This window comes from Rhizobium sp. BK176, assembly GCF_024808055.1.
Window position 1 is genome coordinate 357,692 of record NZ_JANUBV010000006.1, and the last position, 12,095, is coordinate 369,786.

Consider the following 12,095-nt stretch of genomic DNA (forward strand, 5'->3'; position numbering starts at 1 on the left):
TCAACCTTTCACGGCAGAGCCGACGAACGAACTCACGAACCAGCGCTGGAAAGCGAGGTAGAGAGCAAGGATCGGGATCATCATAAGAACGGAGGCAGCCATGGCACGGTCCCAATAAATGCTGTCCTGGCCAAAGAAGGTGGCGATGGCCACCGATATCGGTCGTGCATAGTCGGTTTGCGTCACAAGGGTCGGCCAAAGATATTGATTCCAACTCTCGATCCCCATGAGGATCGAGACGGTGGCCAGCGCCGGCAGGCTGAGCGGCATATAGATCGAGCGATAGATACGGAAAACCGAAGCGCCATCGATCTCTGCCGCCTCGTAGAGTTCCTTGGGAAGCTGAGCGAAAAACTGGTAGAAAAGGAAGATGTAAAGAGGGCTCGCGACCCAGGGAAGAATCTGCACGGCGAACGTATCTGTCATGCCGGCGCGCGAAACCATCACGACCAGCGGCATGATGATGCTCTCCTGCGGAATGACGTAGAGAGCAACGACTAAGGCGAGCAACACGGCTTTGCCGCGCAGCGAGCCCCAGGCCAGCACGAAGCCGGCCATGGAATTGACGACGAGGCCGCCGCCGACGGTGACTGCAAGGATCAGCAGCGAATTCAGGAGGTAGCGGCCGAAGGCCAGTTCGCCCGAAAAGTGTGCGACTTCCTTGAAGTTGGCGAGAGTCGGATCGGAGACCCAAAAGGCGCGGAAGCTGCCCATATCCGCCAAAATCTGGAAGCGATCGTCCTTCAGGCTGGCAATCAACAGCATAAACAACGGCGAGATCACCACCAGCGCGATGATAAAGATGCAGATAGCCTGGACGAGGTGGAATGACGCCTTGCTGGAAGCCCAAGGCTTCACGACCGGCGTCGCTTGGCTCATGACGAGATCAGACATCGAAGCGCCTCAAGAGTTTGCGCTGGATGAGCGCGATTACGAGTACGATGACGAACAGGATGACGGAGACGGCCGAAGCATAGCCGAGCTTCTGCTCCTCGAATCCGGCTCGTACCATGTAGTGCACGACGGTTTCGGTGCTCCCCTTTGGTCCGCCCTGGGTGAGGATGGCGACCTGAGTATAGAGTTTGAACGCCTGAATGGTGGTAATGACCAGCACGAAGACATGGGTCGGCCGCAGGCCCGGCATCGTCACATGCCAGAACCGTCCCAGCGCGTTCGCGCCGTCGATCTTGGCGGCGTCATAGAGTTCGTCCGGTATTCCCTGGAGGCCTGCGAGATAGACGATCATCTGGAAGCCGTAGGCCTGCCAGGCGGAAAGCAGCACGATCGAGAACATCGCCCAATTTGGGTCACCCAACCAGTCGATCGGCTGGATCCGGCCTCCGGACAGGAAGCCTATGATCTGGTTGAACGGTCCACTTGGATACTGGAACAGCGTACCCCAGATGACGCAGACGACGACCATTGAGGTGATTGCTGGCAGGAAGAACATGCCACGCAACAGATTGCGGCCAGGTATCTTCTGGTGCAGCAGCAGGGCTGTTGCGAAAGCAAGGCCACACTGGACCGGCAGGACCCAGAACGTAAATCGCGACACATTCCACAACGAGGTCCAAAACAACGGATCTTTGAAGATACGCTGGAAGTTCAGCAATCCGACGAACCGAACCGGCGTTGGCCGCGGCACCAGCGGCTGGTTCGTCATGGACGTCCAGAACGACAACAGGAACGGCGCAATCAGGAAGAAGGCGAGAAGCAGGACAGCAGGTGCGATCATCAGCGCTTCCTGTGCCAGCCGACGCGGATCCCGCCGCCCGCCGGGGCGGAGCCGCCCGGCGACGGGCGATTGTTGCAAAGTCATGATCTCCTCCTCCTGAAAACTAAGGGCGTTGCCGCCAGGCCGCCTACAGGGACGACCTGGCGGCAAGGGGCTTACTGCTGTGTGTCGAAGGGCGGGTAGCCGGCGTTGTCCTCGATGTCCTCGTCGATCTTCTGCGCGGCTTCCGACAACGCTTCCTTGGCGTCACCGCCATTGAAGATCTTGTCGACGGCCTGCATGAAGGCAGATGTGATCGTCGGATAAGCGGGATGTGGAGGACGAGCGACAGCAGTCTTCGATGCCTGTTCGAAGGCAACCGCCATTGGTCCACCCGGAGCATAGACCGGCGAGTCGGCGGCAAAGCTCTTCAGCCCAGGGAAGCCCGAATTCTCCTTGGCAAACTCGCGGTAGGCTTTGTCCTTCAGAAGGAAGCTCAGGAACTTGCCGGCAACGTCGGGATGCTCTGATGACTTCGTGACGCCCCAGATCCAGGTGCCGTTCGGGCTGACCCCTTTGTCGCCGAGCTTGGGCAGCGGCATGACGACGATATCGTCCTTCATCGCTGCGGCCGCCTCCGCGTAGAACCAGTGACCGCCGAGCGCCAATGCGGCCGGTTTGCCATCGGCGTAGAACTGGTTTGTGCCTGAAGAACCCGGAACGACCCATCCGTTCTTGACCCACGTCTGCATCATCGTCAGCGCATTGACACAGGCCTCACTGTCGAGGGTACCCGTCGCCTTCCAGGATGTCCGGTCGATCAGATCGCAACCTGCCGAGTCGAGAAGCGGCCCATAGGCATAGGTGATCCACTCCGTCTTGATGCCATAGCCGCGGAACGTGTCGATCGGCCATTTGACACCGTCGAGCTTCGAGAGCTTTTCCAGGTACCCTTCGAATTCGGCCTTCGTCCAGGCGTCGTCGACGGACTTCGGAATACGTGCGCCAATCGCCTCGAGGTACTTCTTGTTGCCATAGAGCACCACCGAGGAGTCGGTCAGACCGACTGCATAGAGGTCCTTGTCGATCGGATAGGTACCCTGCGCGACGTTCGACGGCGTCATGTCGTCAAGAATATCCTTCTCGATCAACGGTTTGATCGGCTGCAGGTATCCCGACCACACATAGTTGGCAAGAAACGGCGCATCGAGTTCCATGATGTCTGGCAACTGCTTGGCCATCACAGCCGCGCTGAACTTCTCATTGTAGGCATCATGCGGGGCATAGATGAGCTCGACGTCGACATCCGGATTCGCTTCCTCGAACCGCTTCGCAACATCGCCGTAGGTCTTTACCCAACCCGGATCGCCCTGGTGCATCATGTGAATGACAGTCTTGGCTTCCGCCAGACCAGCTGTGACGGCAAGAGAAGCCGATGCCAGAAGCACTGAAAGTAAACGTTTACCCATTTTAGTTCTCCTCCTTGAGTGGGACGCTGTCTTGAATTTCAAATGGAAGATCGGCTGATGAGTTGGAACGGCAGGCGTCGGGTGTCCGGCGGCGCCGGCTCATCACTGAGCAGTATCTCCGCCGCTAGCCGACCCATCGCGCGATGCGGAAGGGCCATCGTCGTCAGCGGCGGATCGAGCCGCGTGGCGATCTCGACCTGGTTGTCGAAACTCCCCACCGCGACGTCGTCGGGAATGCGAGCACCCGCGCGCCGCAGAGCGGAATACACCTCCATGGCGACACGATCGTTACCACAGAGAATGGCGTCCGGGCGCACGCCCGCGCTCATGAGTGCAGCAACGTGTGTTGCGACCAGGCTGGGCGCGCGATCACTATAGACAGGGCGACGAACCGCCGGCAGCACGCTGATCGGGGCAAGGCCTGCCTCATCGAGTGCCCTGCGAAAGCCGCGCTCGCGCAATTCGCCGGCGAGAAGGCCCGGAAGATTGATAAACGCAATGCGGCGACGCCCGGCGGCGACGAGGTGACGCGTGATCTCCACAGCAGCCCCCTCTTCGTCAGGCACCAGCGAGGTCACGCGGCCGTTGGCTTCGCTGCAGTTGATCATGATGCCGACATTTCCGACCAGTTCTTCCGGCAGCGCCACCGTCTTGTGGTACATCGCCGCATAGGCGATGGCTCGAGGGCGAAAGCGACGAACTTCCTCCAGAACCGAACCAACGTCGCGGGTACCGTTGAGATTCATTGCAAAGACGGCCATTTCCGCCGTCCGAGCAGCACCATCTAGGCCGCGGATGATCTCGGTGGCAAAGGGTGACGTAATGAGCTCGTCGGCAACGACGCCGATCAACGGCAGCCAACCCTGCCGCATGCCTCTGGCAGCGAGATTGGTGACATAGCCGAGTTCGTCGGCGATCATCTTGATCCTCGAGCGCGTCTCTTCCGACATGCGGGCGGAACCGCCATGCAGGGCGCCGGAGACAGTCTTGATCGAGACTCCCGCCCGTTCCGCTATGTCTGAAAGCGATACCGTCACCCCATCCTCCATTGGGTTATCGTTTACCCAATAGGACTACCCCACCGCTTTGTCAAGTATGAAGGTGGCATTGGAATCGATCGCTGTGATCGCGAACCTGTGGCCCGCCGCGTAATATACCGTATACTACCGCACGCGACGCGTATCTTACTGCCTAAGCGCCCATACTCATTTTATCCTTTGGAAAACTTGGAGGACATGGCGATGACTGCAAGCGAGACCACCCCTCAACCAATGACCAGCGCTGAAGATCTGCGCAAGCGTGCTCTTGAGCTTCAGCTCGCGGAGATGGAACGCGACGAAAAGATCAAGGCGCGCGAAGCGAAGAAACACTCAGAGTTCCTCGAGGACTTCTTCCAGAAGCACGTTGGCGAAAATGAGCGTGCGATCATCAAGCGCCTGGTGACCAAGGCCGCCGCGGACGGAAAATACGAAGCAATGATTTACAGCTTCCCGTCCAGCCTCTGCTCGGACAGCGGTCGCGGCATCAACAACAACCTTCCGGGCTGGCAGAATACCCTGCAGGGCAAAGCCAAGGAACTCTACGATCTGTTCGAACAGGTCGCAAAGCCACAGGGTTACGGCCTGAAAGCGGCGATCATCAATTTCCCGGGAGGCATGCCCGGCGACGTCGGCTTCTTTCTGACATGGGAGCCGCCTGTCGAGTAACGGCGCGGGTGGGGTCCTGGGATACGGGATGGATAGCGCATCGACAGATTTCTCGAAAGTCCTGGCCCTCGGGACGGGCGTTTCGGTCGGACATGTTGTATTGTAAGCCCCGTTCGGGCAACGAGGGTCATCGTGGCACGTCACGAACGCATCTGCTTCCCGTATCGTTCGCCGCAGTACACCACCACTTCCGCCTCGATCTCACGACAGAGTCCCTCATACTCGAGGACCCGCCGTTCATCCGTCGGGCTTGCCGCACGGAAGCGTTCAAGGCAATCGGCTGCCAGATCGTACGATTCGAAGAGATCGCTCAGTGTCTCGCTTGCCGGGGAGGCGAGGAAATGGCGGATCTCGGGGATCCTCAGCATCAGTTTCTTGCGCCCGCGCTCACGGCTCATCGATTGCCTCCGGTCCCTATCGCATTCTAGAGTCTGCATACGTAATCATTGAGGGGTCGGATCGTTCCATTTGAGGAACCAGCAACCGGGAGGATCTGGCAAGTGGTGGAATTCGGCAGACCCCACATCACGGAGGTAATTGACCCGGGCGATGCTCTCGGCGAAGTCCTCTTCGGACTGATTATGGCCCTTACTTTTACCGTGGGCTCACGGCTCATTTTCAGCCAGGAGGGCCTTGATGTTCGGGAGCTGATCGTCGGGACAATCGGCTGCAACGTGGCATGGGGCATCATCGACGCCGTGCTGTTTGTCTTGGGCACGGTGTTCTACAAGAGCAGGCGCGGGCGCGTCCTTCGACAGATCAGGTCCGCCAGAAGCGAGCAGGATGCGATCTCCGCGCTCAGGAAGGAATTTCCGCTCCACGACGAACCGCTTGTTTCTGTGGCTGCGGATGAAGAGGCGCTCTACAAAGCCATGCTCGACCTCACACGACGCGGAAGCCCCGCCAAGCTTCGTCTGTCGAGGGACGACCTTCTCGCTGCTTTGATTGTCTTCCTCTTGGTGTCGGCGACCTCACTGCCCGCAGTTATTCCTTTCTTCATGATCGGCAGCGCCGACCTTGCCCTGAGAACCAGCAATTTTCTGCTGATTGCCCTGCTCTTCCTGACGGGCTACGCCTGGGCGCATTTTTCGGACGCGAGACCGCTCAACGCAGGCATAACGATGACGTGCCTCGGCCTCGGGCTGGTCGGCATCGCGATCGCTCTTGGGGGTTAGGAATGGAACACCGCGACAGGCCCGAGATGGAAGCGAGGACGCCATTGGGCTGGGCATTTCCCCTGCGCTTGCATCTCAGCGTCATCATTGTCGGGCTGCTGGCCTGTACGGCACTGCCGCTCGTTTGGATGGCCTATACGCAAGGCAAGGTGACCGCCCTGTCCGCGGGTGAAGCGCAAATGCGTCAGCTCGGCCTTCGTACCATCGAGGATTATCGCAATGTTTTCAGCAGCGGATATGCCGCCATCGAGACGGCCTCGGCAGTCCCGCAAATGCTTACGCCGCCTCCCCGGGACCTGCCAGCGAAGCGCAACCTCCTGCTGCAACTGCTGAAGTCGTCCTTCCGGATAGACGCGGTCCACATCGGATATCCGGACGGGACCTACATACAGGCCATCGATATTGGTGCAAATCCGGCCTGGCGCGACACGTTGAATGCGCCGGCCGGCGCCGCATTCACCATTCGCACCATCACCAAGGTCCTCGGCATCCCGGTGACAACATGGACCTTTTTCGACAAAGACTCCCGCCTTATCACTCGGCGCGCCGATCGTGACGACGTCTTCGACCCACGCTTTCGGCCCTGGTACACCGTCCCGCTTTCCGAGGGGCGAACAACCTCGGTCGGCCCCTACATTTCGGCCGCGACCAATTATTTGACCCTGACCTTGGCCAAACCTGTGGCGGGCAGGGATCGCATCGTGATCGGCGCCGATGTAATGCTTCTGACGCTCGGGGAAGTCGTCGATGTCGGTGCGGTCTCGGAACAGGCGCACGCCTATGTATTCGATGATACGGGCCGTCTGATCGTGCATTCCGACAGTGCGGTCATGACAAAGCTGCGCGATCAGCTTCGACGCGGCCGGACGCTGACGGCTACGGACGTGGCAACGATGGATCCCGCTATTCCAGCGGTCACGAACATGGCGCACGGCAGTGGCGTGGCGGACGGCGAAGTCGTGCGCTTGGGCGTGAACGGTCGTGAATATCTCGCCCAGAGTTTTCATGCCGAAGTAGCCGGCTTGCTGAAAGACTATACGGTCGTCATCGCCGCGCCACTCGACGATCTCGTCGGGCCGGTCGAGCGTACGCTGAGACGAAACCTGGCTGCCGCGGCCGCCTTCCTGGCGGCTGGCGCGATCGCCGCGATCATCATCTCCCGATTGATCAGCCGATCACTCTATGCATTGGCCGACGAGGCAAGGCAATTGGGCAATCTGGAATTTAGAAAGAGTCGCGTCGCACGCTCCTGGATCTCAGAGGTCAACGCCCTGGCAACGGCGCTGGGCTCCGCACGTGATGCCATTCGGACGTTTGCGCTCTATGTTCCGCGCGAGCTCGTTCGCAGGATCGTTATTGCCGGCCAATCAGCCATAGGCTCGGCCTCCAGGCAGGAGATCACCGTCCTCTTCACCGACATCCGCGAGTTCACGACGATCTCCGAGCGACATTCGCCTGAAGACGTCGTTGCCTTGCTTTCCAGCTATTTCGAAGCACTCAATGTGATCGTCGAGCACCACGGCGGCACGATCGTGCAATATATCGGCGACTCCATTTTCGCGATGTGGAATGCGCCCATCCGCGACGGCCGGCACGTCGAAAACGCCTGCCGCTGCGCCCTGGCGATGAAAGCGGCGATCGACACGATGAATGCGTCCAACCGTGCCGATGGTCGCCCCGAACTAGTCACCCGCTTCGGCCTGCACACCGGCCCGGCCGTCGTTGGCAGCGTCGGTGCCGAGAGCCGCCGGCAATATACCGCCATCGGCGATACTGTTAACATCGCCTCGCGCCTGGAGGGCCTGAACCGGGACTACGGAACCTCAATCCTGGTAAGCAACGCGATCCGCGACGCGGTCGAAGTAAGCTTCAGCTTCGCGTTTATCGGCACGGTCAGCGTCAGGGGCCGTAGAGGTCAAACTGAGCTTTACGAGCTTCGCGGGTGACGCGGCATGGACTATGAAAATCGGGTGTCGATATCATCTTGACCGGCGGATTTACGCCTATCAATACGCCAAGCAACCTATTCAGCCCCTGGCCAGGCGTACAAAGCGCTCATCGGTGACGGGCGGCGCGCTGTGATTTTCGCCATGGTGCTTTTGTGATTTTGGTCTGTTGCGTATAGTGATGTCACGATTATCCAAGACGGGTGGCGGCCTTTCTGTCATCAGCAAGCGTGTCCAAACTGGCCTTGTTATTTGGAGAACGAATTGAATGTGGCGATTGGTTCGTGTTCTGGTTGGCTTCGCGGTTCTTATCGGTCTTGGGACACTTCTATGGTTTGCGACAAGACCGCCACCGCTTATCGTTCAAGGCGAAGTTTCAGCCAACCGGGTCGACATCAGCCCGCGCGTTTCGGGCAGAATTGCCAAGCTTAATGCCGACGTCGGCGATACGGTTGAAGCCGGTGCGGTGATCGCTGAGTTGGAAAGTCCGCAGCTTGTCGCGGGGCTGCATCAGGCCGAAGCAGCACTTGCTGTCGCCGAAGCGGATCTCGTTCGGGTCAACAGCACCCGACCCGAGACAATCGCCGCGCGCAAGGCCGAATTGGCAGCCGCTGACGCCGACGTTACGCTTTATCAGGAGGACTCCACCCGCCAGGCAAAACTGATCACGACGGGCGCCTCGACGCAGTCCCGTGTTGACGAAACAACGCGCAACCTGGAGGCGGCCATCCGCAAGCGCGAGTCAGCCGAAGCCAATCTTGCACTGGCGGTCGCCGGCGCCAGCAAGGAAGAAAAGGCGCTCGCGGCGACCCAAGTCGAGCGCTCGAAGTCGGCGCTGAACCAGCAACAGGCTGACGTTGCGGAATTGGTTATTCACTCCCCGATCTCTGGGCAGGTGACGACGCGCGTGGCTGAACTCGGCGAGAATTTCTCCGCCGGCGCTCCCTTGTTTTCGCTCATCGATCTGCAAAATCCATGGTTCACGTTTAACGTGCGCGAGGATCTGTTGAGAGGGCTGAAAATCGGAGACAGCCTCGATGTCACCGTACCGGCGATGAACAATGCCAGAATTCCGGTGAAGGTCACGACGATCAACGCGCAGGGGCAATATGCGACGTGGCGAGCCACGCGCGCGACCGGCGACTTCGATCTTCGGACATTCGAGGTACGGGCAAACCCCGTCGAACAGATCCAAGGCTTGCGCCCTGGCATGAGCGCCATCGCGTCATGGCCGCTGGCGGGGCATTGACATGATGGCGAAGGGGCGGCTCCGCCCCGGCCTCCTTGTCGTCTTCAGAAGGGAATTCGATCGCTTCTCTCGGCGACGCCTTCTGCTGTTTTTAACGACCGTTCTGCCGCTGCTGCTGATGGGATCTCTGGCAATCGTGTTCAGCGCGGGCCTGGCGACCCGGCTTCCGATTGCGGTGCTCGATCTCGACGGCACCGACCTGTCAAGGACGATCATTCGCACCGTGGATGCGACACCGGATACAGCTGTCGCGCGCCGCGTCAGTGATCTCGCGGAAGGCAGGCAGCTGATCCTGTCGGGTCAGGTCCGCGGTCTTCTGATGTTGCCGCTCAATCTCGAACGCGACGTCTATGGGGGACGCCGGCCGGAAGTCGTCTTCTTCTACAACACACAGACGATGACATCGGGCAATCTCGCGCTGCGTGGCATCAATGCCGCCGTGCCTGCTGTTGCGGCCGGCATTCGGCTGTCGCTGCGAACGGCGGAAGGACAACCGCTCGAAGCGGCGCAAGCCTCGCTGGCGCCGATCCCGGTCCAGGTCAATCCGCTCTTCAACCCCACGCTGAACTATGCGCATTTTCTCCTCGCAGCTTTGCTTCCGAGCGTCCTTCAAGTCATCATTGTCACGACAATGGCCTATGCCGTCGGGCTTGATGTCGAAACGCCCCATCGTCTTCGCGTCCTGAGACGCCTGGGCGGCGGATTGTGGCCGGCGATGGCCGGGAAGATTCTGCCCTACACCCTGCTCTTTCTTGTCGTGCTTGGCATTTCCGATTGGGTGCTGTTCGGTGTGCTCGACATGCCTTTGCGCGGCAACCGCTATATGCTGATCCTTGCCGGCATTCTGTTCATCCTTGCCGACCAGTTCATCGGAGTACTTCTTGCACTGCTGCTGCGGCCGATGGCAAGCGCGATCAGCATCGGCACCCTGCTGATGGCGCCTGCCTTTGGTTTCATGGGCATCGGCTTCCCGCGGATCGGCATGAACGCGTTTGCCTATCACTGGGGGCAGATGATCCCGGGTACCTGGTACCTGATGGCGCGCATCGACCAGACCATAAGGGGGACGCCGGTCAACCTCTCCTGGAAGCCCATCACCGTCCTGCTTTTCATGGTGCTGCTCTTAGCAAGCCTGACCGCACTGCGGCTCGAGATCATCCGCGCCCGCGGCCGGCCGCTGCCGCTCCCGCAAACAACTGTCGAAGGAGCCCCGGAATGAAGGCCATCCTGACAGTCTGCCGGATCGAGTTGGTGCGTATCTTCTCGCTGAAACCGGCCTTCGCCGTCCTCATTCTTGCATCCGTCGTCTACGCCGCGTTCTACCCGCAGCCCTATCGCACGGAAGTGTTGCGGGATGTGCCGATTGCTGTCGTCGACCTAGACGGGACCGATAGCAGCCGCGCGTTGGCAAGGCGCGTCGATGCCTCCGCCGATGTCGCGGTCGGCGGGGTCTTTCCCGATCAAGCCAGCGCCCAGCGAGACATCTACGCGCGCAATCTCTTTGGAGTGCTTGTGATCCCTCAGTATTTCGAACGGGAATTGCTGCACCATCGCCAGTCGCCAATCGCGCTATATGCGGATTCCAGCTATTTTTTGGTTTATCAGCGCTTGTCCGGCGGCGTTGCCTCTGTCGCGCGAACGATGGGAGCTGAGGTAGAAACGGCAAGGCTGACTGCCGCCCACGTCGATCCTGCGCTTGCCGCCGCCGCCGCCGACCCGATGCCGCTGACGGCAGTCACGCTATTCAACCCCCAGGGCGGCTACGCGACCTACATCCTTCCCGCCGCCTTCGTTCTGATCCTGCAGCAGACGCTTCTGATTGGCGTCGGCTTGCTCGGCACTTACAAAAACGATGCACTCAGCGGCGAACTGGCCGCATCGGCAGGTCCCGCCGCAGCTGTCTGCGGGAAGCTGCTAGCTTACTTGATCCTCGAAACCGTCATCATGTCGTTCTACTTGATTGCGCTTCCCTATCTCTACAGTATCCCCCGCCTGGGAACGCCGCTCTCGATATTCACCTTCGCCCTGCCCTTCGTGCTTGCGGTCAGCGCCTTGGGAATGGTTCTGGCCGGCCTGTTTCGCGATCCGCTGACCGTGCAACTGGTGTCGGCCGCCTTGGGGATACCGTTCCTGTTTCTCGCCGGCTTTTCCTGGCCGACAGAAGCAATACCGCCCTTCCTGCACGCCGTGGCGACGCTGCTGCCCAGCACCTCTGCAATAAACGGTATGGTTGCCGTATCGCAGATGGGCGCTTCCATTCCGGATGTTCGCGAGCCCTTCCTGACGCTTTGGGTACTGGCGGCCGTCTATATCGCCATTGCCATCCTGCTCGAAAGCAGGAGCAGGCGAACTGTGTTCATGTCATGAGGAACCCTCTCCCGCAGCAAGGCAACAGATCGGCGTGTGCATACTACTGTCTTGCAACCGGCCCGAGACAACATGACAAAACATCAATGCGCTCCATTGCTCCCAGCTTGTAGGAACAGGAAAGAGCGGGCCGGTCGGTATTGATCTTTCGGATGCCCTCGGTCAAGCCATGGCCCGAAGCGGCCTCGCACCCCATCCATCCCATCGGCGACACCGCGTGCCCCGCGAACGGAAGTCGAAATTACCCAAGAGCGTCTTTCAGCGCGGCTTCGTGCCGTCGAGCTCGACACTTGGCAGAAACGCAAAAAACTCCTCGACGCTTGAGCGGAGGAGCTTTGTATCAGGCGCCTTGAATGAGCAAATATTCAAGTTTGTTTGGTTGCGGGGGCAGGATTTGAACCTGCGGCCTTCAGGTTATGAGCCTGACGAGCTACCGGGCTGCTCCACCCCGCGTCCTCAAGGTGAGGCT

At 59.8% G+C, this 12,095-nt stretch carries 11 protein-coding genes and 1 tRNA gene; 6 read left to right on the forward strand and 6 right to left on the reverse strand.

Going from position 1 to position 12,095, the window contains the following annotated elements; genetic code table 11:
• The 4 genes from FHT76_RS20800 to FHT76_RS20815 all read right to left on the reverse strand — a co-directional run bounded on the left by FHT76_RS20800 (position 1) and on the right by FHT76_RS20815 (position 4,232).
• Entirely contained in the window at positions 1-894 is an 894-nt protein-coding gene (locus tag FHT76_RS20800) for a carbohydrate ABC transporter permease (protein WP_183862514.1), read from the reverse strand.
• A complete protein-coding gene (locus FHT76_RS20805; RefSeq protein WP_016556916.1) occupies positions 887-1,819 on the reverse strand; it encodes a carbohydrate ABC transporter permease in 933 nt (310 codons plus the stop codon). The genes FHT76_RS20800 and FHT76_RS20805 overlap by 8 nt, the downstream gene beginning before the upstream one ends.
• Positions 1,820-1,890: 71 nt before the next feature.
• Complete coding sequence (locus tag FHT76_RS20810) at positions 1,891-3,183, reverse strand: sugar ABC transporter substrate-binding protein (protein WP_183862518.1); 1,293 nt, start codon at positions 3,181-3,183, stop codon at positions 1,891-1,893.
• Between the two features lie 38 nt (positions 3,184-3,221).
• The gene (locus tag FHT76_RS20815; RefSeq protein WP_183862520.1) at positions 3,222-4,232 is read right to left on the reverse strand and encodes a LacI family DNA-binding transcriptional regulator; all 1,011 of its coding nucleotides are present in this window, start codon (positions 4,230-4,232) and stop codon (positions 3,222-3,224) included.
• Positions 4,233-4,424: 192 nt separating this feature from the next.
• On the opposite strand from FHT76_RS20815, the gene FHT76_RS20820 reads away from it, so the two are divergent.
• Positions 4,425-4,889 (forward strand): hypothetical protein, encoded by a 465-nt coding sequence (locus tag FHT76_RS20820; RefSeq protein WP_028758707.1) that lies wholly within the window; start codon positions 4,425-4,427, stop codon positions 4,887-4,889.
• 140 nt (positions 4,890-5,029) lie between these two features.
• Here FHT76_RS20820 and FHT76_RS20825 read toward each other — a convergent pair whose 3' ends face one another.
• A complete protein-coding gene (locus FHT76_RS20825) occupies positions 5,030-5,287 on the reverse strand; it encodes a hypothetical protein (protein ID WP_183755954.1) in 258 nt (85 codons plus the stop codon).
• A gap of 105 nt (positions 5,288-5,392) precedes the next feature.
• On the opposite strand from FHT76_RS20825, the gene FHT76_RS20830 reads away from it, so the two are divergent.
• The 5 genes from FHT76_RS20830 (at position 5,393) to FHT76_RS20850 (ending at position 11,626) form a co-directional block, all read left to right on the forward strand.
• A complete protein-coding gene (locus FHT76_RS20830) occupies positions 5,393-6,064 on the forward strand; it encodes a VIT1/CCC1 transporter family protein (RefSeq protein ID WP_183755955.1) in 672 nt (223 codons plus the stop codon).
• A gap of 2 nt (positions 6,065-6,066) precedes the next feature.
• On the forward strand, positions 6,067-8,010 hold the full coding sequence (locus FHT76_RS20835) for an adenylate/guanylate cyclase domain-containing protein (RefSeq protein ID WP_183862522.1): 1,944 nt from the start codon (positions 6,067-6,069) through the stop codon (positions 8,008-8,010).
• A gap of 268 nt (positions 8,011-8,278) precedes the next feature.
• Entirely contained in the window at positions 8,279-9,259 is a 981-nt protein-coding gene (locus FHT76_RS20840; RefSeq protein WP_183862523.1) for an HlyD family secretion protein, read from the forward strand.
• Position 9,260: 1 nt separating this feature from the next.
• Positions 9,261-10,478 carry an ABC transporter permease gene (locus FHT76_RS20845; RefSeq protein ID WP_183862525.1) on the forward strand — a complete coding sequence of 406 codons (1,218 nt, stop codon included), beginning with the start codon at positions 9,261-9,263 and terminating at the stop codon, positions 10,476-10,478.
• A complete protein-coding gene (locus FHT76_RS20850) occupies positions 10,475-11,626 on the forward strand; it encodes an ABC transporter permease (RefSeq protein WP_183862527.1) in 1,152 nt (383 codons plus the stop codon). Before FHT76_RS20845 ends, FHT76_RS20850 begins: the two co-directional genes overlap by 4 nt.
• A gap of 376 nt (positions 11,627-12,002) precedes the next feature.
• Here the strand turns inward: FHT76_RS20850 and FHT76_RS20855 are convergent.
• Positions 12,003-12,079 (reverse strand) — tRNA-Met (locus FHT76_RS20855).
• Positions 12,080-12,095: the final 16 nt, after the last annotated feature.